The organism is Streptomyces sp. NPDC090741, from assembly GCF_044769045.1.
Taxonomy (GTDB): Bacteria; Actinomycetota; Actinomycetes; order Streptomycetales; family Streptomycetaceae; genus Streptomyces.
In genome coordinates this window covers 187,484-214,371 of record NZ_JBIVXF010000002.1, presented here as the reverse complement: position 1 = coordinate 214,371, position 26,888 = coordinate 187,484, and the positions used below count along the sequence as shown (strand labels likewise).

The following is a 26,888-nucleotide window of genomic DNA, read 5'->3' as shown; positions in this document are numbered from 1 at the left end:
ACTCGAGGGAGTGACCACCGCCCGGTCTGTGCGGCCCCACGTCACAGGCTCGTGTCAGGGCCGCGGCGCGCCCATGGTCCGGGCGAACTCCTCCGGATCCGCGTCGAAGCCCCGTACGGCGGCGTCCAGCGACCAGGCCCCCGAACCGTCGCGCGTGAACTCCGCGATCGTGGCTGCCGTGGCGTCCGGGACCCCCGCGAAGTCGGTCACCGCGAGGTCGGTGTAGCCCTCCCGGATCCGGACGCCCGTACCGCCTATGGCCGCGAAGGTCTTCGTACGCGCGCCCCGCTGCCCGGTGTCCTGGATGACCACGCCGACCACCACACGCCCCAACTCGGTTGCCATCCGGTCGAGTTCGAGGGTCATCACCTCGTCGAAGCCGAAGCCCTGGCCGGTGTGGCTGTCGCGGTTCAAGGTGATGGTGCCGTCGGGAGAACGGCTGCCGAAGTGCACGAGGTGGACCGGCTCCCCGTGGGGAGCCGCTGCGCCGAACACCGCCGCGATGATGTCCAGGTCGTGGGCGGGCGTGCCCGCGGGGCTCGGATCCCACCGCAGTGCGATCTCCACCTTGGCCAGGCCCTTGCGTACTCCGCTCGTCGAAGTGCTCACCGAACTCACCGAACTCCCCCTCCGCTTGCCGGGTGTTGCCCCACCATGCTGTCATGCGGCGGCCCCGCCGGTCCGGACGAGCGTACGTTCCCGGCCAGTTGAGCCGGATACCGTCTGCCGCTCAGGACCCGGACGGGACGCGTACGGTCTCCACCCAGCCCGGCGGCTGCGGTGCGTCGGCCCCGATCAGCGCGGCGATCAGCCGGCAGGACGGGGTCTCGTCCGGCCACGGCGTGTACCCGTCGGTCAGCACGACGACGACGTTCGGCCGGTCCGCCGCCGCCAGCGCGGCCCGGATGCCGACGCGCATGTCGGTGCCGCCGCCCCCGGCCAGGGTCACCTGCTCGACGCTCGTCACCCGGGCCACGGTGTGCACGTCCGCGTCGCAGGCCAGGACGGCGACCCGGTTGCCCCGGACCCCCACCTCCCGCAGCACGCCGGTGACCTCGCCGAGCGCGGCGGCGAGCTCGTCCTCGCCCATCGACCCCGAGGTGTCGATGACGATCGCGACCCGCGGCAGCGGCCGGCGCAGGCTGGGCAGCACCACGCGGCCGCCGAGCGCCGGAGTGCGCCGCGAGGGGCGGCGGTAGGTGTAGTCCACCGCGCCGCCCGCCCAGGCCGCGGCCTCCCGTACCGCCCCGGACAGCGCGCGGCGCCAGTCGACGGTGGGCTCCAGCAGCTCCTGCGCCCATCGCTGCCAGCCGGCCGGGAGCCTGCCCCGGGTGCGCTGGTGGGCGCGCATCGCCTGGGCGGTCTGCCGGCGCAGCGCCTCCGCCTCGACCGGGCCGATCCGGGCGGGACCCGCCGCCTCGCCGAGCTCCCAGGGCATCGGCGTGCCGTGGGCCCCCGAGCCGCAGTCCGGTGCGTGCGGCGGGGTGGCCGGGATCGCGGGCAGGTACGTCTCGAACATCCCGCCGGTGGCGAGACCGAACAGCCGGGGCTCCATCCGGCCCTCGGGCAGCGCCAGTCCGTCGGCCAGGAGGTCGTCGTTGATCTCGCAGTCCTGGGCGATGTTGACGCGGCGCCGGTCGCGCTGGTCGGCGGCCGGGAGCCGGTCGGCGCGGGCGTGGTGGTCGCGCAGCAGGTGGGCCACCTCGTGGATCCACACCCCGGCCAGTTCCGCGACCGGCGTGGCGTCGACGAACGCGGGCGAGACGTAGCAGCGCCAGTGCCGGTCCACACCCATCGTCGGGACCCCGGCCGAGGGGACCACGGTGAGCGCGTACAGGGCGGAGGCGAGGTACGGCCGGGCTTCGGCAGCCTTGTACCGGGCGGCCAGCAGTTTCGCCCGGTCCAGGCGGGCGGCGGCGGGGGCTCCGTCCTCGGGCGCGCCCGTCGGGCCGTCCATGGGCACGCTCACCCGCCCGTCAGCCGCCGCCCGGCAGGGCGCCGGAGAGCTGGAGCAGTTCGACGAACGCGTCGATCCCGGCGGGCACCGGCCAGTCCAGGTCGCGCATGGCGGCCAGGTCGGTGGCCGCCCGCGCGGCCACGTCGGGCACGCCCGCGTCGACCGCCTTCGCGAGGACCGCCCAGCCGGCCTCCCAGCGGGGGCGGGTGAGCTCGCCCTGGACGGCGGCGACCACGGCGATGAGGAAGGCCAGCTGCCGGTCGCCGCGTTCGGGCAGGGCGAAGGCGTCCGGGTCGGCGAGCACCCGGTCCGGGTCGGGCAGGTCGAGGTGTTCCACGTACGAGAGCAGCTCGATCCCGGCCGCGTCCCCGACGGCCCCGGTGAGCGCGGCGGCCAGGGCCTCCCGGCCGGCGCCGGCCGCGTACCCGGTGGCCAGCAGCCGCAGCGCCATCTCCCAGGTGCGCGGGGAGGGCCAGGCGCGGCCGCGGCCCTCGGCCTCGTTCGGCATGTGGTGGACCAGGCCCGGCCTGGCGGTCAGGAAGCCGGAGATCACGCCGCGGGCGCGGGCGACGGCCCCGGAGGCGCGGGCGGGGTCGACGGCCGGGATGGCCACCTCGGGCCAGGTGCCGGCCAGGCCGCGGGCCACGGTGCGCGGGCTGTGGGTCCAGTCGAGGTGGACGAAGCGGTTGGCCAGCGGCGGGCTGAGGTGCCAGCCGTCCGCCGCGCTGGACGGCAGATTGGCCGCGGCGACGATCCGTACGGACTCGGGCAGGACGAGGCTGCCGATCCGGCGCTCCAGGACCACGCGCAGCAGGGCCGCCTGCACGGCGGGCGGGGCGGAGGACAGCTCGTCGAAGAACAGAAGTCCGTGGCCGGTGCGGGCGAGGCGGACCGCCCAGTCCGGCGGGGCCATGGGCACGCCGGTGGTGGCGGGGTCGTCGCCGACGATGGGCAGCCCCGCGAAGTCGGAGGGCTCGTGGACGCTGGCGATGACGGTCTCCAGCTCGACGCCGAGGGCGGTGGCGAGCTGCTGCATGCCGGCGGACTTGCCGATGCCCGGCTCGCCCCACAGCAGGACGGGCTGATTGGCCGTCACGGCCAGTGCCAGCGCTTCGAGTTGGGGGTTGGTCGCCGGTTCGGTGCGGGTGGCGCGGAGCCGGGCGCCCAGGGCGTCGGCGGCCGCCAGGGCCCGCGAGGGCTGCCCGTCCCGGTCCGGGCCGGGCTGCGACGGTGGCCGCGGCACGCGCGGCGGCTCGGTGCTCATGCGTCCTCGTACTCCTCGTCGGACTCGCGCTCGTCCAGGTACTCGTCGAACCACTCGGAGCCGATGTCGGGGAACTCCTCCTCCACCCGGCTGCGCAGGAAGGCGAGATCGGTGCGCTGGTGGCGGCGGATCACCTGGCCCAGCGACAGGTCCGCGTCGTCGACGACGTCGATCCTGCTGCCGGCCGCGAGGAGCGCCCGGACCAGACCGACGCGGGCCCCTCGCTCGACGGCGACCTGCAGCGGGGTGCACCCCGACTTGTCCCGGGCCTCCAGGTCCAGGCCCGCCGCCAGCAGCCGCGGCAGCAGCACCTCGTGGTCGAGCAGGTGCAGGACGTGCAGCAGCGTGTACCCGCGGGCGTCGCGGACCCGGGGGTCCGTGCCCGCGTCGAGGAGTGCGACGACGCCCGGGGTGTCCCCGTGCTGGACGCGCAGGAACAGGTCCTGGCGCTGTGCCCGCAGGGCGCGCGGCAGCCGCCCCTCACCCGTGGTCCAGATCTGCTGTACGGCGAAGCAGCCCTGGATCGCGCCGCCGAACGCCCGCATGGCGCGCTCGCGTCGCTGCTCCTCGGGGCTGTGCGGGAGCAGGTCCAGTACGCCGCCCTGGGAGCGGACCTCGTGCCACTCGCCGCGGCAGCGCACCCGTACGGACTGCGCCTCGGCGGGGCCGGGCGGACCGGCGGCGGGGCCGGCCCCGGGGAACAGCGCGGCGGCGACCAGCGGGTGCAGCTCGCGCGGGGTGAGCCGGCCCGTGCGGACCAGTTCGAGGTCGGGGAGCCGCTTCCAGGCGAACAGCGGCAGCGGGGGCACTTCCCTCAGCTCGTCCGCGCCCGCCGCCCGGACCCGCAGCCCATCGCCCGGACCGGAGCCGGCGGTTTCCACCAGTTCCACCAGCAGGCTGCCGCGCCAGTCGACGGCCAGCCGGAAGCGTTCGCCCGCGCCGGCCGCCGCGAGGCGGCGCACCTCCGTTCCCAGCCGCGCCAGGTCGGCCGAGGACGTGGCCATGAGGGTTTCCGGGTCCGCCATGGTGCCGTACCGCGGGTTCTCCGCGGGCTTGGTCAGGTCGCGTTCGATCCCCGCGGCCTCGTAGGCCTCGGCGAAGTCTCCGCGGGCCTGTAGCAGGGCGACCCACTCGGCGCGCCCGGCCGGGTCGGCGGTGCCGGGATCGGCGGTGCCGGGATCGCCTGTGGGCAGCTCGTCCGCGGGCAGCGGGGTGCCGTCCGGGCGGAAGAAGGGCAGCCGTTCGCCGCCGCCGCTGAAGTGCTCGCGCAGCGCGGCCGTGTGCCGGGCGTCCCAGAGCGGGCGGGCCGCGGTCCAGTCCTCGGGGCGCAGCCGGTGGGCGCCGCCGAAGGTGCGGTGGCGCGGCGGGGGTTCGACCGGCTCGCAGTCCAGCCGCAGCCGCTGCGGCCCCTCGATCATCGGGCCGGTGGCCACGGACAGCACCGGCGCATCGGCGCCGCCGCCGTAGCGGGCGAGCAGCACGCGCACGTCGGGCTCGACGGTCGTACGGCCGCCCAGGACCCGGGGCAGGTGCCAGCGCACCAGGTCGGGCGCGAGGTGGCGCAGGTCCTCAACCACCGCGGCGGCGACCGGCGCGCCGTACCGGCCGGCGAGTCCGGGCAGGTCGAAGGTGACGTCCACGGCGGCGGCCGCGCAGGCAGCCCGCCAGTCGCCGGCCAGCCGGTGCGCGGTGGCGCGCTCGATCATCCAGCCGGGTACGGCGTAGCGGCGGATCCGCTGCCAGGCCGCGCCGTCCTCGGCCCGGAAGCCCCCGGGCAGCGCGCCGTGCTCGGTGTACCCGCTCACCGGTACACGCTCGTGATCGCGCCGAGGTCGGGGTGGGCGGGCCGGGCGGGCCGCAGCCGGGCGGTGAAGGACCGCTTCACCTTGCGGGGCAGACCGGGGCCCAGGCCCACGTACTCCAGCGGGGAGTCTTCGGGCACCGCGGCCAGCAGGCACTTCGCTCCGCGCCCGGTGAGCCCGGTGTGGCGCAGTTCGAGGCGGCGCAGCGGGCTGCCGGGGAGGGCGGCGGCCAGGGCGTACGCTCCCTCGTCGCCGGTGTCGTTGCCGGCGGAGCCGAGGCTGCGCTCTGACATGGCCCGGCCGAGGTCGAGGGCTTCGATCCCGCCGAGGGCCTCGGCGAGGGCGCGCGCGCCGGCCGGGCCGATGCCGTTGCCGCCGAGGCCGAGCCGGACCGGCCGCGCGGGGTCGGCGGCCGCGGCCGCGGCCAGGACGGCGGTGCCCTCGTCGCCGAGGTGGTTGGCCGGGAGGTACAGCTCGCGCACCCCGGCCTCCCGGATGAGGGCGGCGAGCAGCGGCGCGGCCTCGGCTGTGAGGCCGTTGCCGCCGAGGAAGAGCCGTTCGAGCGGGGCCTCGCGGGCGCGCAGGGCGTCGAGGAGGAGGCGTACGCCGTCGATTCCGATGCCGGTGTTGACCAGGTCGAGGGTGCGCAGGGTCCGGTTGCGGCGCAGCAGGGCGGCGAGGGTGCGGGCGCCGTCTTCGAAGACCGGATTGCGCTTGAGCCACAGGGCCTTGACGCGGGTGTCGTCCGCGAGGGCGTCGGCGAGGGCGGCCACGCCGTCGGGGCCGACGCGGTTGCAGCCCAGGTAGAGGGTGTGCAGTCCGTGTCCGTCGGTGAGGGCGCCGGCGAGCGTGCGGGCTCCTTCGTCGCCGATGGAGTTGGTGCCGAGGAGCAGGTGCCGGGCGTGGGCGGAGCCGGCGGCGACGGCGGCCACCCGGGCGGCGCCGGCCGGTCCGAGCCCCTGCTTGCACAGGTCGACGCGGCCGTCCGCGCGCAGGGTTCCGATCGGGAAGGCCTCGTCGGCCCCGACGGCGTCCTCGGAGGCGAGCCGCGCGAGCAGCGGGTCGAGCCCGGCCGGGTCGGCGATCGGCAGGTCGGGGTGCTCGATCGCGGGGCACCGTACGGGTGTCGGCTGTGTCATCACCACTCCACCGGTCCTTCGCCGGTGCCCGGCGTCCACAACGACATGGGAAAACGCATGAAAGAAGACGCAAGACCGGTCGGATTCGAACCGACGTCCTCCAGCTCGATGCGTGGGCGCGACGACCTCTGCGCTACGGCCTTGCTGCGGGAGATCATACCCATCCGCAGGCTTGAACTCGATCACCAGTTTGAACGGTTGCGGGCCGGTCGCCGTACGCGACCGGCCCGGGTGTCAGACCGTCACCATGTACCGTCCTGCACCGGTTTGCCCGGCCGCGGAGCGTTCCCCAGCGGCTTCACCTGGCCGGGGACGGGTGGGGTCCACGGATCGTGGTCGTCGCCGAGCCAGTCGCCCACCGGTTTGACCCCGGCCAGGGTGCCGGAGGGCGCGAGGTCGGTGCCGCTCTCGTCGTAGTGGTCGAACCAGGGCAGCCCGGCGTTGGTGTACGCGGCCCGGTCGACCGGCGAGGGCGGGGCGGGCTCCCCGGTGATACGGCTCCACGCGGGCGGGGGCACGAGGTGGACGAAGACGCGTCCGGCCGCCTCCCCGGCCCAGTCGGACAGCGGCCGCTCGTCCCGGTAGACCTCCTGGCGCATGGATCCGCCGGCGCCCAGGCCCATCGCCGGGGCGGGCGCGGGCACCGGTCCGCCGCCCGGGCGGGCCATGGCCGGAGCCGCCGCCGCGATCGGCCCCGCGCCGTAGCCCCCGGGGGCCGCCGGGCCCCGCCTGCGGGCCTCCCCGGTCAGCCGTTCGCGGCGCACGCGCTCGGCCTCCGCCTCCCGCCACCGCTCCAGAGCCGGCCCGGCCAGGGGGAAGGCCTGGAGCTGCACCCCGCCGGCGGTCTCCGCTCCGGTGACCTGCCCCTCGACGGTCGCGCCGAGCCCGAGCGGTACGGCGACGAACTGGCGCACCGTCCCGTCGCCCGAGTTGATCCCGTCCAGCCACGGCTGCCGGGGCAGCACCACATAGTTCTGCGGGTCCCTGCCGAGCCGGCCCGTCCAGCGCTCGCCGGAGACGGCGCACACCTTGCCGACGCCGACCTGGAGCGCGGCGGGCTCCCGTCCGCTGCGCCCGAAACTCAGCCACATCGCCTCGCGCAGGTACACGGGCAGCATCACCCCGCCCTTGGCCAGCCACTCGGGCGGCGCCGTGTCCGGATGGTCCTCGACCCGGCGCAGCGGGAACTCACCCAGCCCCGGCGGCAGCGGGTGGGAGCCGGATTCGGGCAGGCGCAATGTACGGATAAAGCGGATCCGCACCCCTTCGCCCAATAGCAGCGCATTTCCTGCCACCCGCACCGAATCCGCCATGCACCCAGCCCCCTTTATGCCGTTCACAACACAATTCGCCGGAGAAACGCCGGTCGCGCCGGATCGTTACCTCAAGTTTTGCTCAATTGCAGTGACATCGCGCCGGGCGCCTTCCTAGCTTCCTCGTACACGCGTCTCGACTCTTCTTGACGCTTCGTACGAACCCGCGGTTCCCCCCGCTGCCGGCGATCCCCGCAGCGCATCCCGCGGCCCCTAGGAAAGAGTGCAGCATGAAGGTTCCCAAGGCCGGTGCTTTGGTCGCAGTGGTCGGCCTCGCCCTGACCGCCTCCGGGTGTGGCGGTGACAGCGGCCCCACGGGGAACCTCCCGATCGGCATCAAGTTCGACCAGCCGGGTGTCGGGCTGCGTGAGCAGGGCGGGACCTTCTCCGGTTTCGACGTGGACGTCTCGACGTACATCGCCAAGGAGCTGGGCTACAAGCCGGAGCAGATCGAGTTCAAGAAGGTCGACAGCTCCGACCGCGAGCTGCTGCTCCAGTACAACGAGGTCAAGTTCGTCGCGGCCAGCTACTCGATCAACGACAAGCGCAAGGAGAAGGTCGACTTCGCCGGCCCGTACTTCCTCGCGCACCAGGACCTGCTGGTCCGCGCCGACGACACCACCATCACCAAGGCCGAGGACCTCAACAACAAGAAGCTCTGCTCGGTCACCGGCTCCACCTCGGCCGAGAACGTCAAGAAGACCCTCGCGCCGAAGGCCAGCGTCCTGGAGCTCGACGGGTACTCGGAGTGCGTCGTCGCGCTCCAGGACGGTCTGGTCGACGCCCTCACCACGGACAACTCCATCCTGGCCGGGTACGCCGCCCAGAAGGCCAACACGGGCAAGTTCAAGCTGGTCGGGCTGAGCCTGAGCAACGAGAACTACGGCATCGGCGTCAAGAAGGGCAACAAGGACCTCCAGGGCAAGATCAACGCCGCCCTGCAGAAGATGGTCCAGGACGGTTCCTGGGAGGCCGCGGTGAAGAAGAACTTCGGACCGGCCAACTACAGGAACGAGCCGGCCCCGCAGATCACGACGGGCAACTGACGATCGTCGACGCGGTGGCGGGATCCGACCAGTCGGAGCCGAAGGCCGCGTTGACCACGTAGAGGCGGCCGCCGTGGACCGCCGCCGTGGTGGGTTCGTCGAAGCGCGGGTCGGTGATCCGCCGGACGAACCCGGCCCGGCGGGCGTCCGCGGCGATCGTGAACACGTCGACGGCCTGGTCCCGGTTGCGGACGACGTACAGCGTGCGGCCGTGGACGACGAGCCCGTCGCCGTTGGCCACCGATCCGCCGTCGAGCTCGACCTCGGTCGCGGCGCCGGTCCTCGGGTCGACGCGGAACAGCGCCTGCACGTTGTCGTTGACCACCAGCAGCGCCCGGCCGTCCGGGGTCCGCTCGATGCCGTTGGCGCCCCAGACCTGGCCGCCGGGCGGGGTGGGCGCCCACTCCCCGGAGAGCGCCACGGCGCGCGGGGCCCGGCCGGCGGGCAGGAAGTACAGCACGTCGTTGAAGGAGTCGGTGAACCAGGCTCCGCCGCAGCCGACGACGACATCGTTGACGAAGGCGGTCCCGGTGGCCGCCCGGTGGGTGGCCAGCACCCGGCCGTCACCGGCGTGCACGACGCGGATCCGGCCGCTCGCACCGCCCGCGACGAGCAGTCTGCCGTGCCCGTCGAGCTTGAGCCCGACGGAGGCCTCGCCCCGGCCCAGCGCCGGGGTGATGATCCGCCCGGCCCCGGTGGCGAGGTCCACGCGGTAGACGGACCCGTCGAGCAGGGAGCCCGTGTAGGCGAGGCCGCCGGGTGAGACGGCGATGCCCTCGGGCTGGAATCCGGGCGGGGTGTGCAGGGTGTCCGGCCGGGACGCGGCGGGCCGGGCCCGGGCGAGCGGTGCGAGCGGCCCTACGAGCGCGGCGCCGCCGAGGGCTGCGGCCGCGCCGAGCAAACTGCGCCGGCCCAAGGGTCCAGTCACGGTGGTGTCCTTTCAACTGCCGTACGAACAGCGGTGGTTGAACAGCATCGCTTGACCCTGCCACCTCAGCACACCGCAGCCGCCCCGTCAGTCCCGGATCCGGACACTTCACAAGGGAATGCGGAGCCTCCCCTTCACCGCCGCCCCGCACACGGCCACGGGCCACCGCCGCCACTGCGTACGTCAGGCCAGCGGGGCCTTGGCGCGCAGCACCTTCAGGAACTCCCGCATCCAGGCGGAGTGGTCGGGCCAGGCGCGCGCCGAGACCAGGGTGCCGTCGACCACGGCCTCGGAGTCCTCGTACGTGGCCCCGGCGGCCTTCATGTCCAGTTCCAGCGCCGGGTACGCGGTCACCCGGCGGCCGTCCAGCCCGCCGCTCGCGGCCGTGATCAGCGGGCCGTGGCAGATCTGGGCGACCGGCTTGTCGGAGCCGGTGAAGGCGGCCAGGATCCGCCGCACCTCGGGGTCGTTGCGCAGGTACTCGGGCGCCCGGCCGCCCGGGACGACCACGGCCGCGTACTCCTCCGGCACCACGTCCGCGAACGCCACATCGGCGGGCCAGGTGTAGCCCGGCTTCTCGGTGTAGGTGTCGAAGCCCTCCTCGAAGTCGTGCACCACGAACCGCAGCTTCTTGACCGCCGGCGCCGCGATGTGCACCTCGTATCCCTCCTCCCGCAGGCGCTGGTACGGGTAGAGGACCTCCAGCGACTCCGCCGCGTCGCCGGTCACGATGAGGATCTTCACTGCCATGGGCTGCTCCCGGTAGGGGGTGTTCACGGTGTGCACCGTCCGCGCGGCCCCGGTCGGGGCCACCGCCACCGTGCCCGCGGTGGAGCGATCTGCCAAGAGGCCCTCGCCCGTTCGGCCCAGTGGTCGCCGGGGGCAGAATCCAGCCTTCCGACACATGGATTTTACCTGTAGGGCACATGACAATGTGAGCCTCTGCTCTGCCACCTGACGCCCCGCCAACTGCCTTGGCGGGGGCGGTGCCTGCGAAGAGGTATCCCCCACACCATGAAAATCTCCCCACGCACCCCATGGGTCACCGGCCTCGCCGTAGCGGCCCTGGCCCTCCTTCCGGCCACCGCGTCGGCCGGCTCCCAGCGCACGGCGGCTCCCCACGCCGACGCGGCCGCCGCCACCACGGCCACCGCCACCGCTTCCGTGGACGCCTACTACGCGGCCGCCGAGGGCAAGACCGGAGCCGCGCTGAAGACCGCGCTCCACAACATCATCAAGACCCAGTCCAAGGTGACCTACGAAGGCGTGTGGAACGCGCTGAAGGTGACCGACCAGGACCCGGCGAACCCGAACAACGTCATCCTCGTCTACTCCGGCCGCTCCCAGTCCAAGTCCACCAACGGCGGCGGCGCCAACGACTGGAACCGCGAGCACGTCTGGGCCAAGAGCCACGGCGACTTCGGCACGGCCACCGGCCCGGGCACGGACCTGCACCACCTGCGCCCCGAGGACGTCACGGTCAACAGCACCCGCGGCAACAAGGACTTCGACATGGGCGGCAGCCCGGTCTCCGAGGCCCCCGGCAGCTTCACCGACTCCGACTCCTTCGAGCCGCGCGACGCGGTCAAGGGTGATGTCGCGCGCATGCTGCTCTACATGGCCGTGCGCTACGACGGCGGCGACGGCTTCGCGGACCTGGAAGTCAACGACAAGGTCAACAACGGCAGCGCCCCCGCCATCGGCCGGATCAGCGTGCTCAAGCAGTGGAACCAGCAGGACCCGCCGGACGCCTTCGAGCAGCGCCGCAACCAGGTCATATTCGATACGTTCCAGCACAACCGGAACCCGTTCATCGACCACCCGGAGTGGGTCAACTCCATCTGGTGACCCTCCCCCGGCAGCCAGGGGACGGCCCACGAGGGTTGGGCCGCCCCTGGTCGGGTATGCGCAGGCCAGAGGCTGTGGTGCGCGCCGCCCGGTGACGCCGGCCGATGGAGGTCGTCATGGACGGAGCCGGACTGTCCGACCACGAGCGGCGCGCCCTCTCGGCGATCGAGGCCGATCTCGAAGCGGACCGCTCTCTCCAGCGGATCCTGCGCTCCGCGCACACCCGTCCGCGGCACCGCACCGTGGCCGCATGTCTCCTCGGTGCGGTGACCGTGGCCCTGCTGGTGGCGGCCGCGATCACCGTGTCGCTCCCGCTGATCTGGGGATTCGCCGCGGCCTGGACCCTGACCGTGGTCCTGGCCCTGCCGCTGTTCGGCCAGTGGATCCGCCGCCGCTGGCAGCGCCGGGAGCACGCCGAGCGGTCGTAGGGGTTGCAGGGGTTGCAGGGGTTGCAGGGGTTCCAGGGGTTCCAGGGGCCGTAGCCGCCACTCCCTACTGCTCGCCGAGCAGCATCCACTTCTCCTGGTCCGCCAGGGGCTCGAAGCCGACCTCGGCGTAGACGCCGTGCGCGTCGGCCGTCGCGAGCATCACCCGGCGCAGCCCGTACGGGGCCAGGTGGTCGCGGATCGCGGCGACGAGGCCGGTCCCCAGCCGTTTGCCCCGTGCGGCGCGGTCGATGTAGACGTCGCACAGCCAGGCGAAGGTGGCCCGGTCGGTCACGACGCGGGCGTAGCCGAGCTGGGCGCCCGAGGCCGTGTCGTAGACGCCGAAGTTCAGGGACTCCGCGATGGCCCGGTCCTGCTTCTCCCGGCTCCGGCCGAGGGCCCAGTACGCGTCTTGCGACAGCCAGCGGTGGATCAGCTCGGCGTCGAGTCGGGCGGGGTCGGTGGACAACTCGTAGCCGTCCGGCAGCTCACTGTTCATCCCGGCATCCAAGCAACGCGGGCGGCGGTCGGGCCAGCGAATATCCGGGGCGGGGCGGCCGTACGCCGGGTCAGCCCGGCGGCTGGAGCCGGTCCGCGAGTGCCTTGAACTCGGCCCAGGCGGGCTGTGGCGGGCGGGCGTCCCAGACCTTCTGGGCCAGCGCCGCGAGCGGCAGCCGTATCCCCTCGGCGACCTGGGCCTGGGTCTGGGAGCCGGCCAGGTCGCACCACACGGCGAGCCGGGCGCCGAGTACCTGCGCCGCGTACCGGGCGGGCACCGGGGTCGTACCGCGCAGGACGAGCGGGGTCCACTGCTCGTAGATCCGCTTGCCGGTGGGATAGGTGAACTGGTTCGGCTGGCCGAGCACGTAGTAGAGGTACTCGTCGTTCAGGTTGACCAGCTTGCGGCCCTCCCGCAGGTACTCCAGCGGCGGCCGGGCCCCGGTCTCCTTGCCCGTCCAGTACTCGACCTGGATGTCCTTCGCCGCCTGGACCACGCCTCCGGTGAAGAAGCCGTCGTTCCACGCCTTGGGCACCTTGCCCGCCGGACGCACCACGTCCGCACGGTCGTCGAGCCAGCCCTCGGCCAGGTCCTGGATGTGCGCCTTGGGTCCGTACTTCTGCTGGGCCGCCCGCGCGAGCTGCGGGAAGGAGGCCTGCGGGTCGCGGTAGACCAGCGCCTGGTACTCGTCGGCGCCCAGGTGCCAGAACCCGCCCGGGAACAGCGGCAGGTATTCGCGGAGCAGTTCGTCGATCAGCTTGGCCGCGGCCGGGTCGGATATGTCCACGGCGCCCTTCACGGCCCTGCCCTGTACGTCGCGGAGCTGGAGGGCGGGGTGGGCGCGCAGCACGGCGCCGAGGTGGCCGGGCGAGTCGAGCTCGGGGACGACCGTGATGTGCAGGCGGGCGGCGAGCGCGGTGATCCGCCGGACCTCGGCCTTGGTGAGGTGGGGCGTGGAGACGATCTCGGGGTGGGTGTCGGACTGGATCCGGAACGCCTGGTCGTCGGAGAAGTGCAGGCCGAGCTGGTTGAGTTTGAGATCCGCCATGCGGCGCAGCTCGTCCTCGATCCAGCCGACGGTGAAGTTCTTGCGGGCTATGTCGAGGTTGAGCCCGCGCTGGGGCTTGGCCGGGGCGTCGCGCACGGTGCCCTCGGGGGCCGAACCGGCGGATTTCACCGCCTGTTTGAGGGTGCGCGTGCCGTAGAAGACCCCGGCCTCGTCCGGGCCGGTGACCCGGACGCGGCCGCCCTGGACGGTGAGCGTGTAGGACTCGGGCGGTCCGGAGTTCTTGGCGCCGAGGGCCAGTTCCACGTCACCGGGGCGCGGGGCGGTGGTCTCGGCGAAGCCCATGCGCAGTTCGCCGGCGAGCAGCTTGCCCTCGTCGGCGAGGGCGGCTGCGTTCCCCGGCGGTACGACGACCCGCCCGGCGGCGGCCGGCTTCCAGCCGGGGCCGCGGGCCGGGGTGTGCTCCCGTACGGCCGGAATGGTGCGCGGGGCCGTGGACAGCGCGTACGACGGGGTCGGCGAGGGGGGCGGGGCCGTCGGCGCGGAGACCGTGGTGGCGGGGGCGGCGGATCCGGCGGTGCTGCCGTCACCGGGGCCGCGGCCCTCGTCGGAGGCGGCCGTACACCCCGGCACGGCGAGGGAGACCAGCGCGGCGGCGACCGCCGTCGCGATGACGTGGCTCCGCCTGACCTGCCTGACCTGCCTGACCTGCCTGACCCGCCTGGACGACCGGACCTGCCTGGACTCTCGCATCATGCACCCCTGTCCCCCGTACCAACGTGGCACGGGGGACCGGGGCGCGCGACCCGGAGGCCGGGGCGGGAGCGTCAGACCAGCGCGTCGAGGGCGGCCGCGGCGAAGCCGTGGTCCTGGTCGGGGGCGCCGCCGCCCACGCCGATGGCGCCGATGAGGCGGCCGTCGCGGTGGACCGGCAGCCCGCCCGCGATGAACAGCAGCGGCCGGTCGAGGGCGGTGGGCAGGGTGTGGAAGGGCGCGCCGGGCTGGACGGCGTCGACGAGGTGGGCGGTCGGGGCGTCGAGCTGGAGGGCGGTGAAGGCCTTGCGGGTGCTGGTCTCGCCGGAGATCAGCACGGCCCGGTCGTCGCGGCGGAAGGCGAGCAGGTGCCCGCCGGCGTCGAGGACGGTGACGCTGACCGTGACCCCTGCCTGCTCGGCCGCGGTGCGGGCCGCGGAGAGGAGGCGTTCGGCGTCCTCGGTGGTCAGCGGGGCGACGGTGGTACGAGTGGGGGTGGGGGCGGCGGCGGACATGCGGGTTCTCCTGAATCGTGGTGCGGGGGATGTCGTACGACGGGTGGCGTAACGGGGGTCGTGGATCAGTGGTGGACGGTCACGGGGGCGGCGGCCGGGGCTCCGGCCGCGACGACCCGGCCATCGGCGCCCGGGCGGGCGCCCGTACGCCGCTCCAGCGCGCCGGAAACGAGGGCGAGGACCAGGGCGGAGGCGGCGAGCGCGGCGCCGACCCAGTTCGGGGCGGTCCAGCCGAGCCCGGCGGCGATGACGAGGCCGCCCAGCCAGGCGGCGAGCGCGTTGCCGAGGTTGAAGGCGCCGATGTTGACGGCCGAGGCCAGGGTGGGGGCGCCGGCGGCCTGGTCGAGGACCCGCTTCTGCAGCGGCGGCACGGTCGCGAAGCCCAGCGCGCCGATCAGCGCGATCGTGGCGGCGGCGGCGATCTTGTGGTGGGCGGTGAAGGTGAACGCGGCCAGGACGACGGCCAGGGCACCCAGGGACACGTACAGCATCGGCATCAGCGCGCGGTCGGCGTACCGGCCGCCGATGAGGTTCCCGGCGACCATGCCGAGGCCGAAGAGGACGAGCAGCCAGGTGACCGAGGTGTCGGCGAAGCCGGCGACGTCGGTCATCATCGGCGTGATGTAGGTGATCGCGGCGAAGACGCCGCCGAAGCCGAGGACGGTCATCGCCATCGCGAACAGCACCTGGACGTTGCGGAAGGCGGCCAGCTCGTGGCGGATCCGGACGCCCTCGGGCCGGGGCAGCTCGGGGACCAGCTTGGCGATGCCGAGCAGGCCGAGGATGCCGAGGGCCCCGACGATCAGGAAGGTGACGCGCCAGCCGAGGGTCTGGCCGACGAGGGTGCCGAGCGGGACGCCGACGACGTTGGCGACGGTCAGGCCGGTGAACATCATGGCGATCGCGCCGGCCTTCTTCTCGGGGGCGACGAGCCCGGCGGCGACCACCGAGCCGATGCCGAAGAAGGCGCCGTGGGCGAGGGAGGCGACGACGCGCCCGGCGAGCATGACGCCGAAGGCGGGGGCGAGCGCGGAGATCACGTTGCCCGCGATGAACAGGCCCATGAGCAGCATCAGCATGCGCTTGCGGGGGACACGGGTGCCGAGGACAGTCATGAGCGGGGCGCCGAGGACGACGCCGAGGGCGTATCCGGTGACCAGGAAGCCTGCGGTGGGGATCGAGGTGCCGTAGTCGGCGGCGACCTCGGGGAGCAGGCCCATGATCACGAATTCGGTGGTGCCGATCCCGAAGGCCCCGATGGCCAGGGCGAGGAGTGCGAGAGGCATGAGGAGGGGTCCTTCAAGGGGAGGTGGTGGTGCAGTCCGCGACACTTGCCGTCGCCGCTTACATGCGTCCACATTAATTGCAGACGCGGGCTAATTGCAAGCGCGGGCTATTGCGGTAGTGGCCTATCCTGGGAGGACACCCGAGGAACGAGCAGGGAGCAGCCATGACGGCCACCGACAGCGCACTCACCGGCCTCGCCCAGGGCTGGTGCGCCCTCTCCCTGCTGCACGGCCGGATCGAGGCGCACATCGAGCGGGCCCTGCAGGCCGGCCACGGGCTGAGCGTGCGCGAGTACTCGCTGCTGGACGTCCTGAGCCGCCAGCACAGCGGCCCGGGCGGGCACCTGCGGATGCACCAGGTGGCCGACTCGGTGGTGCTGAGCCAGAGCGCGACCACCCGGCTGGTCAGCCGGCTGGAGGACCGCGGGCTGCTGAACCGCTACATCTGCGACACGGACCGCCGGGGCATCTACACCGACGTGAGCGAGGCGGGCCTGGCCCTGCTGGCCTCCGCCCGGCCGACCAACGACACCGCGCTGCGCGAGGCGCTGGCCGAGGCCGGCCGCAACCCCGAACTCGCCCCGCTGGTCGCGGCGGTGGAGAACACCCGCGCCTGAGCGCCTGACCCGAAAGACCCCTAGCCCTTGGACGGTCCCGCGCTCTGGGAGGGCGAGGACCGCAGCGGTGTGGACGACGGGGTGGCGGACGGGGGCACGGACCTCGACGGCGGGGCGGCGGAGCGCGCGCCCGACGGGGTCGGCGTCGGCTGGGGCGGCTGCGGCGAGCGGGTCCCGGGGGCCGCGGGGGGCCGTGGGGACGACTGCACCACCGACGGGTGCGGACTGCCGGTCCCCGTACGGGAATCCGAGGTCGGCCCGGGTCCGGTGATCTCGGGCGGCGAAGCCGGCGGCACCGGCCGGGCCGGGGACGGGTCCGGGCCCAGTACCAGGTACCCGGCCACGGCGGCGGCAGCCGTCGCCAGCCCCGCCAGCGGCAGCGCGAACCGGCGCAGGTTCAGCCGCAGCCGCACGGCGGGCAGCCGCCGGACGTGCAGAGCCGGCGGATCCGCGGGGCGCAGCTCGCGGACGGTGATCCCGGCCGCGCGGGCGTCGAGGGCCTGGCGCAGCCTGCGTTCGACGGGGCGTTCGCCGTACGTCATATCCGTCCCTCCAGAATCCGTTCCAGCGCGTCCAGGGCGCGGCTCGCGTTCGACTTCACCGCGCCCCGGCTGATTCCGAGGGTGGTCGCTATCTCCGCCTCGCTGAGTTCGGCCCAGTAGCGCAGTACGAGGACCTGGCGGCGGCGCGGGGTCAGCCGGCCGAGTGCGGCGAGGACCTCGCGGTGTGCCTCGTCGAGGACGACGTGGTCCTCCGCGGACGGGATGTCGGCCGCCGCGGGCGGGGTCCAGGCGCGGGCCGTGCGGCGGCGGCGCAGCACGGACCGGGAGGTGTTGACGACGGCGGTGCGCAGGTAGCCGAGCGCGTTGTCGACCTCGCTGATCTGCTCCCCGTGGCGCCGGTACAGGGCCGTGAAGGCGTCCTGGACCACGTCCTCGGCGGTGGCGAGGTCGTCGACGAGCAGCACCGCCAGCCGGACCATGCGCAGCCGGTGCGCGTGGTAGAGCTCGGTGACGGTGGGCTGCGGTGCGTCGGCGCGCGGGCCGCCGGCGTACGCGTCGCCGGCGTACGCGGACCCCGCCCCGTACGCGGCCCCCTGACCGTAGGCGTGCCCGTACGGCAGGGCGGGCGGCGGCGGGGTGGCGCGCTCGCGGCGCAGCACCGGCGACCACAAGCCCCGCCACGACCACGACCACGAGCCCCGCCACGCCCGGCCGAAGCCGAGCGTGAGGGGGCGTGCGGAAGGTGCGGGTGGTACGAGGTGGACCACTGGATTCCCGGGTTCCTGGGTGCCTAGCCGTTGGCGCGGCGCCGGACGGCGTAGAGGGTGCCGGCGCCGGCGGCGATGAGCGCGGCGGCCCCGCCTCCGATGGCGGCGGTGGTGGCGGAGGAGCCGGTCTTCGCGAGCTCGTCACCGGCCTGCGAAGGGGCGGCGCTGGGCGCCGCGCTCGGCGCCCCCGTCGGCGGAACGCTGCGCGAGGGCTGGACGCTCGGCGCCCCCGTCGGCGGAACGCTGCGCGAGGGCGTGGGCTGGACGCTCGGCGCCGAGGTCGGCGGGAGGCTGCGCGAAGGGGTGGGCGTCGCGCCAGACGGGGTGCTGGGGACGGGCGACGGGGTGGCCGAGGCCCCCTGTGCGGCGAAGGCGGGCCCGGCGAGTGCGAGGACCGCCCCGGCGGCGGCAGCGGTGACGGCCGCACGGCGGACGGTCGAGGGGACGCGCTTCAGGTTCATCACAGTGGTTCTCCACGGTCGGGTCACGGTCGGTGCAGGGCTCGGAATGCCGCCCTTCACCCCCGCACGACGCGCGACCCCCCGCGAGGTTGCCGCCGATTCCGAAGAATTTTTCTCAGGCCGGAAGAATTTTCTTCAGGCGGTGGGCAGCGGGATCCTGCGGACCACCTCGAAGCTCAGATTTCCGTACGAGGTGAAGAAGGCGGCGGCCGTGAGTTCCGTGGCACTGCCCGGGTCGCGGGCCAGGACCTTGGCCCGGCGGGCCGTGCGGTCCAGCTCCGGGGCGTGCCGGCGGCCCAGCCGGACCGTACGCGTGACCCCGTCCGCCCGTACGTTCAGGAAGCAGTCCCAGGTGCCCGGCGGTATCGGATCCCCGCCGGCCAGCTCGGCCAGGTCGACCTCCGCCAGGAAGCCGGCCATCATCAGCTCCGGGTTCTGCTCGGAGAGCTCGGGCGCCGGCCGGGGCTGGGCGGGTACGAGGTGCTCGTCTCCCGTTTCCCGCGCCCTCAGCAGCAGCTCGCTCTCCATGCGGCCGGTCCCGAGCGACTGGATGTACGCGTGGCCGGTCAGCAGCACGCGGCCGCCCTGCCAGGTCAGCGACGTGAGCCGGTGCTGCGTCTTGAGCTTGTCGGTCACGTCGAAGAGCACGTCCGGCAGTCCCGCCGCCGGGTCGCGGAACAGCGGGTAGCAGCGGTACACGCGGCCGTTGTCGACGATCTCCTGCGGCGCCGGCTCCAGGGCCGGGTCGTACTCCATCAGCTGCTCGAAGGCGGGCAGCGGGCCGCAGGCGAACGCGTACAGCCGGATCCAGTCGATCGGCGGCAGCTCGCCGCCCATGTCCGGCCGCCAGTACGTCTGCACCAGCGCCCGCGCCCGGTCGTACACCTCGCCGGTGAAGCCGGGGTTCTCGTGGCGGGCCTCGACGGCCGGTCGCAGTGCCGTGCGCAGCAGGCTGCGGAAGTGCCGGCCGAGCATCCGGCGCCGCCCCACCGGGTCCTGGACCCGCTCGGCGACCAGGGCCATGACGCGCTCGATGTGCGCCACCGTCTCGCCGGCGGTCCGGGGGCGGGCGGTGATGTTCTGGCCGTCGTCGCGGCGGCGCAGGAAGTAGCAGTCGTAGTCGCCGACGACCGAGATCTTCCCGGCGGCCAGGAACACCTCCGTCACGAAGACCTGGTCCTCGCCGTACCAGAGGTCCTCCGGGTAGCGCAGGCGGGCGTCCTCGATGACCTGGCGGCGCATCAGCTTGGCCGAGTGCAGCGAGCGGTAGACCTCCGAGGTGTGGAGGGCGGCCTCCTCGGCGTGCCGGTGGGCCTTGTCCGACACCGTCCGGCCGAGCCCGACCTGCTTGGCGAGCACGACGTCGCTGCCCTGGGTCTCGGCCATGTCCAGGAGCCGCTCCAACGCCTCGGGGCCGAGGTAGTCGTCGGCGTCGAGGACGAAGACGTACCGGCCGCGGGCCAGGTCGAGGGCCCTGTTGCGGGGGGCGCCGGGGCCGCCGGAGTTCGGCTGGTGCAGGACGCGGACCTGCGGGTACCGGGCGGCGTAGCGGTCCAGCTCGGCGCCGCTGCCGTCCGTGGAGCCGTCGTCGACCGCGATGACCTCCAGGCGCTCGGCCCCGAGGCTCTGGCCGAGCGCGGAGTCGAGGCACTCGTTCAGGTAGGGCATCGCGTTGTAGACGGCGATGATCACGGTGATGTCGGGGACGGACGCGCGGTGCATGCACCTGAGCATAAAGTTCCGCTTCTCCGACTCCGGAGGGGGTGCCCCGCAAGGCGGGACGGGGCGGGTCAGCGGAGTCGGTGCAGGGCACGGCCGAGCAGCGCGATGCCTTCTTCCAGTTCGCCCGGCGGGCCCGCCGCGTAGCCGAGGACCAGGCCGGGTGCGCCAGGTCGGATGCGGTGCCAGGACAGCGGGTGGGCCTTGACACCGAGGGCCAGGGCCTCGGCCGCGAGGGCGGTGTCCTCGAAGGCCGCGCCGTCGAAGGTGACCATCAGGTGCAGGCCGGCCGCCGCGCCGTGGACCCGGGCGCCCGCCAGGTGCGCGGCGATCGCCCGGAGCATGGCGTCCCGCCGGCGGCGGTGGCGGCGCCGGACGAAGCGCAGGTGGCGCTCCAGCTCGCCCGAGTCCATCAGCCGGGCCAGCACCAGCTGGGCGAGGACCGGATTGCCGAGGTCGGCGTAGCGCTTCGCGGCCACCACCGCGTCCCGCAGGCGGGGCGGGACCAACAGCCAGCCGAGGCGCAGCGCGGGGGCGAGCAGTTTGGACACGCTTCCGGCGTAGCAGACGCCCTCGGGCAGCAGGGCGCGCAGCGCGGGGACGGGGGCGCGGTCGTAGCGGTGCTCGGCGTCGTAGTCGTCCTCGACGACCAGTCCCCCTGCCGCCGCCCAGCCGAGCAGCTCCCGGCGGCGCTCGCCGTCGAGCACGACCCCGGTCGGGAACTGGTGCGCCGGGGTGAGCAGCACCGCCGGGGCTCCACTCGCCCGGAGGGCGGCGGTGTCCAGCCCGCCCTCGTCCACCGGTACCGGTACGGTCTCCAGCCGGCCGTACTCCAGCTGCTGCCGGGCCCCGAGCGAGCCGGGGTCCTCCACGGCGACCTTCCGTACGCCGCCCTCGCGCAGGACGTGGGCCACCAGGGCCAGCGCTTGGGCGACGCCGGCGACGATGACGACCTCGTCGGGGTCGGCGCGGATTGCGCGGTTGCGGGCGAGCCAGCCGGTGACCGCCGTCCGCAGCGCGGGCACGCCCTGCGGGTTCCCGTAGCCGAAGTCGGCGGGCGTGAGCGCGCCGAGCACGCGCCGCTCGGCCTGTAGCCAGGCGGTACGCGGGAAGGCGGTGAGGTCGGGCACCCCCGGCGAGAGATCGATCCGGCACGGCACGGCCCGCAGAGCATCGACAAGCGCCCCGGCAGCCCCCGGCCCGAACGGCCCACCGGGCCCACCCGGCCTACGTGGCCCGTCCGGCCCACCCGGCCCACCCGGCCCACCCGGCCCACCCGGGCCACCCGGGCCACCCGGCCCACTTGGCGCCGGCGGTCCGCCCGGCCCGTTCCGGTCGGCCGGGGCCGGCGGGGGTAGGGGGGCGGCGACCACCGTCGTGCCCGAGCGGCCGCGGCCCTGGACCTGGCCGGCGTCCGCCAGGCGCTGGTACGCCTCGGTGACCAGGCCGCGGGAGACGCCGAGCTCCGCCGCGAGCACCCGGCTCGACGGGAGACGGCTGCCGACCGGCAGCGTGCCGTCGGCGATGGCGGCTCGGATGCGGGCCGTCAGCCATTGCGTGCGGCCGCCCGGCGGCGCCGCCCGCCGGTCCAGCTGGAGGAAGTCCGAGCCGCCTGCGGGCTCGACCGGTTTGGACCCCTTGGATCGATGCGGTTCGGCACTGCCCATGGGGCCAATGCTCGCAGAGGCTGGGTCGTATGAACACCTTCGCTCCCCTCGCCCCCGGCGCCCTCGGCATGGTGCTGGTCGGCAGCAGCGTCACCGTCTCGCGCTCCCTGGTCCACGCCCCGCTGTTCGCCACCCAGGCCGTCCGTTACACGGCCGCCGCCCTCCTCCTGATCGCGTTCGCCCGAGCCGCCCGGGTGCCGATCCTGCGCCCGCGCGGCCGGGAGTGGCTGTGGCTGGCCGGGATCGCGGCCACCGGGCTCGTACTGTTCAACGTGGCCGTCGTCCGCGGGGTCGCGCACGCCGAACCGGCCGTCATCGCCGTCGCGGTGGCCTCCGTACCCGTCCTCCTCGGGGTGCTCGGCCCGCTGTTGGAGGGCCGCCGTCCCACCACTCGGATCCTGGTGGCGGCCGTCGTGGTCGTCGCCGGAGCCGTCCTCGTCGAGGGGACCGGCCGGACCGACGCCGCCGGGGTGGCCTGGGCCGCCCTCGCGCTGGCCTGCGAGGCCGCCTTCACCCTGCTCGCCGTACCCGTACTGCGGCGCCACGGGCCGTGGGGGGTCTCCGTACACGCCGTATGGCTGGGGGCCGTGATGCTGGCGGCGCTGACGCTGCTCACCGAGCACCCCGCCGATCTGCTGACCCTCGGACCGGCCCAGTGGGCTGCCGCCGGGTACCTGGCCGTCATGGTGACCGCGGTGGCCTTCCTCCTCTGGTACCGCACGGTGGCCGCCGTCGGCGCCGGCCGGGCCGGGCTGCTGACCGGGATCGCGCCCCTCGCCGCAGCCGCCATCGGGGCACTCTCCGGCGGCGGGATGCCGGGCCCGCCGGTCTGGCTCGGCCTGGTCGTGGTGGTCGCCGGGCTGGCCGCCGGGCTCCGCGCCCCGCGCCGAGGGCCCGTACGCAAGGAGCCGCGGCCGCGCAAGGAGCGGTCGCCCGCGTCCCCTTGAGGGCGACCGGCCCCGTGGATCACAATCCGCAGATGCCGAAGCCCCCGTACAGCAGTTGGATGCGGTACTTCTCCCCCACCGCCAACCACCGGCGACTCGGCCTGGTCTGCCTCGGCGTCGGGGTGCAGGAAGGCCTGCTGCCGGTGGTCGGCCCGCGGGCCCTCGACCACCACGTCGCGGTGGTCGTCGCCCGGGGGCGCGGCTGGTTCAGCCACGGCGGGCGCCCGCCGCAGCAGGTGACCGCGCCCGCCCTGCTGTGGCTGGTGCCGGGCGTGGAGCACCACTACGGCCCGGACCCGGAGACCGGCTGGGACGAGTGCTTCGTGGACTTCGCGGGCCGCAGCGTGGAGGCGTACACCGACCTCGGCTACGTCACCCCGGACCGCCCGCTGGTGCCGCTGAGCGGGACGGAGGGCGTACGGCACGTGATCGACGGGATCGTACGGGCGGCCCGGCGCGGCGGCCCGCTGCTGGAGGTGGAGGCCGCCGCGGCGGTGCACGGACTGCTCGTGGCACTGCGCTACGCCCGCGCCGAGGTGTCCCGGCACGGGGACGCGGTGATGGACGCCCTGGCCCGGGACGCGCTGTTGCCCATTTCGGTGGCCGAGCACGCGGCCCGGCTCGGGATACCCCTGCCCGAGCTGCGCGCGGCCGTACGGCGCAGCACCGGCGAGGGGGTCAAGGAGTACCTCCTCGGGATCAGGCTCAGCCGGGCGAAGGAGCTGCTGGCCCGGACCGACCTGCCGGTCGCGGGGGTCGCCCGGCGGGTCGGTTACGAGGATCCGGCGTATTTCAGCAGGCTGTTCAGCCGCCGGGTGGGCATGGCGCCCGTCCGCTTCCGCCGGCAGCAGTCGGTACCGCAGCAGTCGATACCACAACCTCATGGCAGGTAGCCGACGTTGAGTTCCGCGACCGAGGTCCAGGGATTGCCTCCCACCTCCCTGGTCGCCTTGAGCTTGACGTACCGGGCGGTCCTGGCGGTGAAGGGCACGTCCTGCTGGGCGGTGGTGTTCGCGAAGGTCCCCGCGGCGGCGGCCGTCCCCCAGGTCACCCCGTCGGTGGAGGTGAACACCTGGTAGTCGGCGATACGGCCGTTGCTCTGCGACTGCCGGGGCAGGCAGTGCAGCGCCGAGACGTTGTACGAGGCGCCCAGGTCGAGGGTGATCTCGTGCGGCATCGGCGCGGTGGCGGCGTACCACTCGGTGTGCCAGATGGTGGCGGCGTCGCCGTCCAGGACGTTGGCGGCGCTGCCGTTCTCGCCGGTGGTCTCCTGGCTGTCGACGGCCTTCACGCTCATCTGCGCCTGCGGAACGAGGAGTTCGCCGCCGCCGACCGGCCCGAGGTCGTCCACGGCGAGGTCGTCGAGGATGAAGTCGGCCTCGTTGTGGGAGTCTTCGGCGGTGGCCTTCCGGATGCCGATCCAGGCGTCGTTCCCGGCGGTGAAGGTCTTCGTGAACGTGGTGGCCGTCCGCGCCTGGTTCAGCGCGGTGGCCGTCTCGGTGCTGCCGGAGCCGGTGACGAACTGGTAGTCGCCGGAGAAGCCGTTCTCGTAGCCGAAGGTCACCTTGTACGCGTGGCCCGGCACCAGACGCAGCGTCTGCGGGAGGGTGCGGTAGACCAGGCCCTGGCGCTCCTCGTGCGACTTGAGCGAGTTCTGCCCGGAGATCACGTCGTCGACCAGTTTGCCGCTCCAGCCCGCCTGGGTGTACGGGGCGTTGCGCTGGGCGATGTGCGTACGCGGATCGGTGGCCGAGCCGCCGGCGCCGCCGAAGGCGAAGGGGCCCCAGCCGGCGTCCACGTTCTCGAAGTCCTCGGTGAACCAGTGGCCGGCGAGCGGGGTACGGGCCGAGCGGACGACCCGTACGTCGTCCAGGTGGACGGTGCCGGAGCCCGCCGCGGCGGAGAGCTTCAGGGTGGCGGTGGACTGCCCTGCCGGTACGTCGAAGAGCACCTTCATGCGCTGCATCTTGGTGCCGTTCTTCTCACTGCCGCCCAGGTTGTCGGTCAGCGTCGAGGAGTCGGCGTACACCGATGCGGCGGCGGCGCCGCCGGCCGGGGTGACGGTGAGGGTGCTCGCGCGGCCCGTCGGGGTGGAGACCCAGACGGAGGCCGCGTAGGTGCCGGGGGCCAGGCCGGTGAGCTGCTGGGAGACGGCGGGGGCGGTCCCGGGGGCCAGGGTGAGTTCGTTCTGGCCCTGTGCGTTGCGGGTGACGGCGGCGCCGGTCCCGGTGACCGTCCAGGCGTTCAGGTCGCCCGCGTAGAAGGAGGGGTCCTTGACCGGGGTCGCCTCGCCCCACTTCGGGTCGGCCTGGGCGGGCGCCGCGCCGTTGGTGACGACGTAGGCGGTCTTCGCGGTGGCGTTGACCGTGACCTGGCCGCCGCTGACGGCGAGGTCGCCGACCAGCTGCCGGCCGGTGTCGGTCAATTTGTACAGCTTGGGCGCGGACCAGCCGGCGGGCAGGGTCCAGGTGGTGGAGCCGCCCTTGTCGTTCCAGTGGTAGAGCTTCCCGTCGCGCGGGAGCAGGTAGCTGCCGCCGCTGAGGACGGTGCGCCCGCCGGTCGTGATCTTCCGGGTTCCGCCGGCGGTGGTGGCGGTGGTGGTCCCGTTCGCGAGGGTGACCGTGTCGGAGGTCCACTTCACGATCGGGGATTCCTGGAGGTACTTGGTCGGCAGGTTGACGCCAAAGGTGGTGTTCAGGAAGGCGGTGTAGTCCTTCTTGCCCTGCCAGCCCTCGTACGCGGCGAGTTCGGCGCCGCCCAGCAGCGGGTTCGCGGCGATCCAGTCGTCCTTCGTGTGGTTGCCGATGAAGCGGGCGATGGTGGAGTTGATGCCCTTCAGGTCGCTGCCGCCGTAGTTGACGTCGGCCGCCCAGTGGTGCCAGAGGGACTGCTCGGTCAGGGTGTTGGGGAACTCGGTGGCGAGCTGGAAGCCGAGGCCGCCGATCTCGCGCTGGAGCTTGCGTGACACGTAGCCGTCCCCGTACCAGACGTCCACGTACAGGAAGTCGAGCCCGGGAGCGGCCGCCTTGAGGTCCTGGAGCCGCTTCAGCCGCTCGCCGGACTGGCCGTCTTTGCGTGTGTCCACGTAGTACGACTGGTCGAGCCAGTCCCAGCCCGGTCCGCCGCTCTGGTGGGCCGGGTCGAAGGTGGCGGAGACCGGGTACTCCTCGGTGGCGTTGATGTGGACGCCGAAGTCGGCGTTGTAGGCGTGTCCGGCGGTGGTGAGGGCGTTCAGGCCGGCCGCCCCGCCCAGCTTGGAGCCGATGTTCTTGTAGTCCATGTGCGCGGAGTCGTGGCCCTCGGAGGCGTACCCCTTGAGGAGGACGAACTGGCCGAGGCCGTCCGTGGCGAGGCTGACGCGCTTGGTCTCGTCGAGGGTCTCGGCGAAGGGGTGGGTGGCCTGGGAGGCGAAGTTGAAGGGGATGCGCTGTACCACCCGGTCGGCGGTCTGCTGCCAGCCGGTGGGAGGGGTCCAGATGTCCCGGTAGGCGACGGCGGCGTCCTGCCAGTCGACGGTCGCATCGCCGTTGCGGTCGCCGGTGATCGCGATCCGCGCGTACGGGAGCGGCTCGGTGTCGGTGTCGGCGGCGCCCGCGGCCCGGTAGAGCCAGGCTCCGCTCCACAGTCCGGCGCGCCGGTAGGCCCCCTTGTCGGTGACGCGCTTGCTGATCCGGCCGTTCTCCCGGGCGGTGCCGCCGGAGGGGGTGTCGTAGAGGGAGTTGGAGTCGATGGCGGCGGCCAGCTTGGCGGTGCCGGCCAGCCCGTACATCACCGTCGTCGCGGCGGAGTCCACGGGGGTGCTCGCGGTGACGGGGGTGAAGGTGTCCCCGGTTCCGGTGGTGGCGGTGTACATGTTCGCGGTGGCCAGCGCGGCGCCGGGCTGGTCGCTGCGGACGCTGACGAGGGTGTGGTCGGGGATCGCGAGGCTGCGTACCCGCAGGGCGGCGGTGTCCTCGATCGCGGTGACCTTGAACTCCACGACCGAACCGGTCACCGAGAGCCGGGATCTGATGGTCACCCCGGAGAAGGAGAGCGCGTAGTCCACGGCGGAGGCGGAGGGCGTCGAGGTCACGGTGGGGGTGTACGTGGTGCCGTTGACGACGATCGCGGAGAGGGCGTCCTCGTTGCCGTTCAGCACGTCCCCGGTGGCGCGCCGGGTGTAGCTGACGACCCGGGGGAAGCCGCTGTCGACGCTGACGGACAGCTCGGGCGAGCTGATCGTCACGGGTGCGGCGGCGGTGGCGGCATCCGCCGCGGAGGCCGTCGGCACGGAGACGACGAGGGTGGCGAGGAGACCGGCGACCGCGGCGGCGGTCGGCCAGAGGGGGGTGCGCATCGGGCCTCCGGGAGTCGGTGCTTCCTGGGCGGAAGACCGCACGGCACGGAGGCGCGCGGTCCGCTCACTGACCTGTCAGCTTGCGGACCG

Annotated in this window: 24 protein-coding genes and 1 pseudogene; 6 read left to right on the top strand and 19 right to left on the bottom strand. The window is 73.9% G+C overall.

The window, feature by feature from the left end; all coding sequences use genetic code 11:
* Nucleotides 1-54 precede the first annotated feature (54 nt).
* The 7 genes and pseudogenes from ACIQU4_RS06270 to ACIQU4_RS06240 all read right to left on the bottom strand — a co-directional run bounded on the left by ACIQU4_RS06270 (nt 55) and on the right by ACIQU4_RS06240 (nt 7,475).
* A complete protein-coding gene (locus ACIQU4_RS06270; RefSeq protein WP_403726504.1) occupies nt 55-609 on the bottom strand; it encodes a TerD family protein in 555 nt (184 codons plus the stop codon).
* A gap of 121 nt (nt 610-730) precedes the next feature.
* Complete coding sequence (locus ACIQU4_RS06265; RefSeq protein WP_403726502.1) at nt 731-1,957, bottom strand: VWA-like domain-containing protein; 1,227 nt, start codon at nt 1,955-1,957, stop codon at nt 731-733.
* Nucleotides 1,958-1,976: 19 nt separating this feature from the next.
* Nucleotides 1,977-3,221, bottom strand: coding sequence for an AAA family ATPase (locus ACIQU4_RS06260; protein WP_403726500.1), 1,245 nt, complete (start codon nt 3,219-3,221; stop codon nt 1,977-1,979).
* Nucleotides 3,218-5,026, bottom strand: a complete 1,809-nt coding sequence (locus tag ACIQU4_RS06255) for an ankyrin repeat domain-containing protein (protein WP_403726498.1) — start codon at nt 5,024-5,026, stop codon at nt 3,218-3,220. Before ACIQU4_RS06255 ends, ACIQU4_RS06260 begins: the two co-directional genes overlap by 4 nt.
* Entirely contained in the window at nt 5,023-6,162 is a 1,140-nt protein-coding gene (locus ACIQU4_RS06250) for a gala protein (RefSeq protein ID WP_403726496.1), read from the bottom strand. Before ACIQU4_RS06250 ends, ACIQU4_RS06255 begins: the two co-directional genes overlap by 4 nt.
* A 70-nt stretch (nt 6,163-6,232) precedes the next feature.
* Nucleotides 6,233-6,305 (bottom strand): annotated as a pseudogene (locus tag ACIQU4_RS06245).
* Nucleotides 6,306-6,404: 99 nt separating this feature from the next.
* Entirely contained in the window at nt 6,405-7,475 is a 1,071-nt protein-coding gene (locus tag ACIQU4_RS06240; RefSeq protein WP_403726494.1) for a hypothetical protein, read from the bottom strand.
* A 230-nt stretch (nt 7,476-7,705) separates the two neighbouring features.
* On the opposite strand from ACIQU4_RS06240, the gene ACIQU4_RS06235 reads away from it, so the two are divergent.
* A complete protein-coding gene (locus tag ACIQU4_RS06235; RefSeq protein ID WP_403726491.1) occupies nt 7,706-8,521 on the top strand; it encodes a glutamate ABC transporter substrate-binding protein in 816 nt (271 codons plus the stop codon).
* Here ACIQU4_RS06235 and ACIQU4_RS06230 read toward each other — a convergent pair.
* The gene (locus ACIQU4_RS06230; protein ID WP_403726489.1) at nt 8,505-9,449 is read right to left on the bottom strand and encodes an SMP-30/gluconolactonase/LRE family protein; all 945 of its coding nucleotides are present in this window, start codon (nt 9,447-9,449) and stop codon (nt 8,505-8,507) included. The two genes, ACIQU4_RS06235 and ACIQU4_RS06230, sit on opposite strands and share 17 nt — an antisense overlap.
* A gap of 183 nt (nt 9,450-9,632) precedes the next feature.
* Nucleotides 9,633-10,199, bottom strand: a complete 567-nt coding sequence (locus ACIQU4_RS06225; RefSeq protein WP_403727700.1) for a DJ-1/PfpI family protein — start codon at nt 10,197-10,199, stop codon at nt 9,633-9,635.
* Nucleotides 10,200-10,463: 264 nt separating this feature from the next.
* Here ACIQU4_RS06225 and ACIQU4_RS06220 point away from each other — a divergent pair, with 264 nt between their 5' ends.
* A complete protein-coding gene (locus ACIQU4_RS06220) occupies nt 10,464-11,297 on the top strand; it encodes an endonuclease I family protein (protein WP_403726487.1) in 834 nt (277 codons plus the stop codon).
* Nucleotides 11,298-11,413: 116 nt separating this feature from the next.
* Nucleotides 11,414-11,725, top strand: a complete 312-nt coding sequence (locus ACIQU4_RS06215) for a DUF3040 domain-containing protein (protein ID WP_403726485.1) — start codon at nt 11,414-11,416, stop codon at nt 11,723-11,725.
* A gap of 64 nt (nt 11,726-11,789) precedes the next feature.
* Here ACIQU4_RS06215 and ACIQU4_RS06210 read toward each other — a convergent pair whose 3' ends face one another.
* The 4 genes from ACIQU4_RS06210 to ACIQU4_RS06195 form a co-directional block, all read right to left on the bottom strand.
* Nucleotides 11,790-12,221: a GNAT family N-acetyltransferase gene (locus ACIQU4_RS06210; protein ID WP_403726482.1), complete on the bottom strand. Its 432-nt coding sequence runs from the start codon at nt 12,219-12,221 to the stop codon at nt 11,790-11,792.
* Between the two features lie 70 nt (nt 12,222-12,291).
* Entirely contained in the window at nt 12,292-13,983 is a 1,692-nt protein-coding gene (locus ACIQU4_RS06205) for a glycoside hydrolase family 20 protein (RefSeq protein WP_403726479.1), read from the bottom strand.
* Nucleotides 13,984-14,054: 71 nt separating this feature from the next.
* Complete coding sequence (locus ACIQU4_RS06200) at nt 14,055-14,495, bottom strand: heme-binding protein (RefSeq protein ID WP_403726476.1); 441 nt, start codon at nt 14,493-14,495, stop codon at nt 14,055-14,057.
* A gap of 65 nt (nt 14,496-14,560) precedes the next feature.
* Nucleotides 14,561-15,781, bottom strand: a complete 1,221-nt coding sequence (locus ACIQU4_RS06195) for an MFS transporter (RefSeq protein WP_403726474.1) — start codon at nt 15,779-15,781, stop codon at nt 14,561-14,563.
* A 164-nt stretch (nt 15,782-15,945) separates the two neighbouring features.
* Here ACIQU4_RS06195 and ACIQU4_RS06190 point away from each other — a divergent pair, with 164 nt between their 5' ends.
* Nucleotides 15,946-16,398 carry a MarR family winged helix-turn-helix transcriptional regulator gene (locus ACIQU4_RS06190; protein WP_403726471.1) on the top strand — a complete coding sequence of 151 codons (453 nt, stop codon included), beginning with the start codon at nt 15,946-15,948 and terminating at the stop codon, nt 16,396-16,398.
* Between the two features lie 20 nt (nt 16,399-16,418).
* Here ACIQU4_RS06190 and ACIQU4_RS06185 read toward each other — a convergent pair whose 3' ends face one another.
* The 5 genes from ACIQU4_RS06185 to ACIQU4_RS06165 all read right to left on the bottom strand — a co-directional run bounded on the left by ACIQU4_RS06185 (nt 16,419) and on the right by ACIQU4_RS06165 (nt 21,515).
* Nucleotides 16,419-16,940, bottom strand: a complete 522-nt coding sequence (locus tag ACIQU4_RS06185) for a hypothetical protein (protein ID WP_403726469.1) — start codon at nt 16,938-16,940, stop codon at nt 16,419-16,421.
* Nucleotides 16,937-17,560: an RNA polymerase sigma factor gene (locus tag ACIQU4_RS06180; RefSeq protein ID WP_403726466.1), complete on the bottom strand. Its 624-nt coding sequence runs from the start codon at nt 17,558-17,560 to the stop codon at nt 16,937-16,939. Before ACIQU4_RS06180 ends, ACIQU4_RS06185 begins: the two co-directional genes overlap by 4 nt.
* A gap of 131 nt (nt 17,561-17,691) precedes the next feature.
* Nucleotides 17,692-18,129, bottom strand: coding sequence for an LAETG motif-containing sortase-dependent surface protein (locus tag ACIQU4_RS06175; protein ID WP_403726463.1), 438 nt, complete (start codon nt 18,127-18,129; stop codon nt 17,692-17,694).
* A gap of 135 nt (nt 18,130-18,264) precedes the next feature.
* The gene (locus ACIQU4_RS06170) at nt 18,265-19,851 is read right to left on the bottom strand and encodes a glycosyltransferase family 2 protein (protein WP_403726462.1); all 1,587 of its coding nucleotides are present in this window, start codon (nt 19,849-19,851) and stop codon (nt 18,265-18,267) included.
* Between the two features lie 68 nt (nt 19,852-19,919).
* The gene (locus ACIQU4_RS06165) at nt 19,920-21,515 is read right to left on the bottom strand and encodes a PLP-dependent aminotransferase family protein (protein ID WP_403726460.1); all 1,596 of its coding nucleotides are present in this window, start codon (nt 21,513-21,515) and stop codon (nt 19,920-19,922) included.
* 29 nt (nt 21,516-21,544) lie between these two features.
* On the opposite strand from ACIQU4_RS06165, the gene ACIQU4_RS06160 reads away from it, so the two are divergent.
* On the top strand, nt 21,545-22,462 hold the full coding sequence (locus tag ACIQU4_RS06160; RefSeq protein WP_403726456.1) for an EamA family transporter: 918 nt from the start codon (nt 21,545-21,547) through the stop codon (nt 22,460-22,462).
* A 32-nt stretch (nt 22,463-22,494) separates the two neighbouring features.
* Complete coding sequence (locus tag ACIQU4_RS06155; RefSeq protein WP_403726453.1) at nt 22,495-23,355, top strand: helix-turn-helix domain-containing protein; 861 nt, start codon at nt 22,495-22,497, stop codon at nt 23,353-23,355.
* Here ACIQU4_RS06155 and ACIQU4_RS06150 read toward each other — a convergent pair.
* Complete coding sequence (locus tag ACIQU4_RS06150) at nt 23,343-26,798, bottom strand: endo-alpha-N-acetylgalactosaminidase family protein (protein ID WP_403726450.1); 3,456 nt, start codon at nt 26,796-26,798, stop codon at nt 23,343-23,345. The two genes, ACIQU4_RS06155 and ACIQU4_RS06150, sit on opposite strands and share 13 nt — an antisense overlap.
* Nucleotides 26,799-26,888 lie beyond the last annotated feature (90 nt).

Coding starts and splice junctions, on each gene's coding strand:
- ACIQU4_RS06155 (WP_403726453.1), top strand. CDS start 22,495: ATGCCGAAGCCCCCGTACAGCAGTTGGATGCGGTACTTCTCCCCCACC.
- ACIQU4_RS06235 (WP_403726491.1), top strand. CDS start 7,706: ATGAAGGTTCCCAAGGCCGGTGCTTTGGTCGCAGTGGTCGGCCTCGCC.
- ACIQU4_RS06160 (WP_403726456.1), top strand. CDS start 21,545: ATGAACACCTTCGCTCCCCTCGCCCCCGGCGCCCTCGGCATGGTGCTG.
- ACIQU4_RS06195 (WP_403726474.1), bottom strand. CDS start 15,781: ATGCCTCTCGCACTCCTCGCCCTGGCCATCGGGGCCTTCGGGATCGGC.
- ACIQU4_RS06265 (WP_403726502.1), bottom strand. CDS start 1,957: ATGGACGGCCCGACGGGCGCGCCCGAGGACGGAGCCCCCGCCGCCGCC.
- ACIQU4_RS06175 (WP_403726463.1), bottom strand. CDS start 18,129: ATGAACCTGAAGCGCGTCCCCTCGACCGTCCGCCGTGCGGCCGTCACC.
- ACIQU4_RS06165 (WP_403726460.1), bottom strand. CDS start 21,515: ATGGGCAGTGCCGAACCGCATCGATCCAAGGGGTCCAAACCGGTCGAG.
- ACIQU4_RS06200 (WP_403726476.1), bottom strand. CDS start 14,495: ATGTCCGCCGCCGCCCCCACCCCCACTCGTACCACCGTCGCCCCGCTG.
- ACIQU4_RS06215 (WP_403726485.1), top strand. CDS start 11,414: ATGGACGGAGCCGGACTGTCCGACCACGAGCGGCGCGCCCTCTCGGCG.
- ACIQU4_RS06205 (WP_403726479.1), bottom strand. CDS start 13,983: ATGATGCGAGAGTCCAGGCAGGTCCGGTCGTCCAGGCGGGTCAGGCAG.
- ACIQU4_RS06150 (WP_403726450.1), bottom strand. CDS start 26,798: ATGCGCACCCCCCTCTGGCCGACCGCCGCCGCGGTCGCCGGTCTCCTC.
- ACIQU4_RS06250 (WP_403726496.1), bottom strand. CDS start 6,162: ATGACACAGCCGACACCCGTACGGTGCCCCGCGATCGAGCACCCCGAC.
- ACIQU4_RS06220 (WP_403726487.1), top strand. CDS start 10,464: ATGAAAATCTCCCCACGCACCCCATGGGTCACCGGCCTCGCCGTAGCG.
- ACIQU4_RS06260 (WP_403726500.1), bottom strand. CDS start 3,221: ATGAGCACCGAGCCGCCGCGCGTGCCGCGGCCACCGTCGCAGCCCGGC.
- ACIQU4_RS06225 (WP_403727700.1), bottom strand. CDS start 10,199: ATGGCAGTGAAGATCCTCATCGTGACCGGCGACGCGGCGGAGTCGCTG.
- ACIQU4_RS06240 (WP_403726494.1), bottom strand. CDS start 7,475: ATGGCGGATTCGGTGCGGGTGGCAGGAAATGCGCTGCTATTGGGCGAA.
- ACIQU4_RS06170 (WP_403726462.1), bottom strand. CDS start 19,851: ATGCACCGCGCGTCCGTCCCCGACATCACCGTGATCATCGCCGTCTAC.
- ACIQU4_RS06185 (WP_403726469.1), bottom strand. CDS start 16,940: ATGACGTACGGCGAACGCCCCGTCGAACGCAGGCTGCGCCAGGCCCTC.
- ACIQU4_RS06190 (WP_403726471.1), top strand. CDS start 15,946: ATGACGGCCACCGACAGCGCACTCACCGGCCTCGCCCAGGGCTGGTGC.
- ACIQU4_RS06210 (WP_403726482.1), bottom strand. CDS start 12,221: ATGAACAGTGAGCTGCCGGACGGCTACGAGTTGTCCACCGACCCCGCC.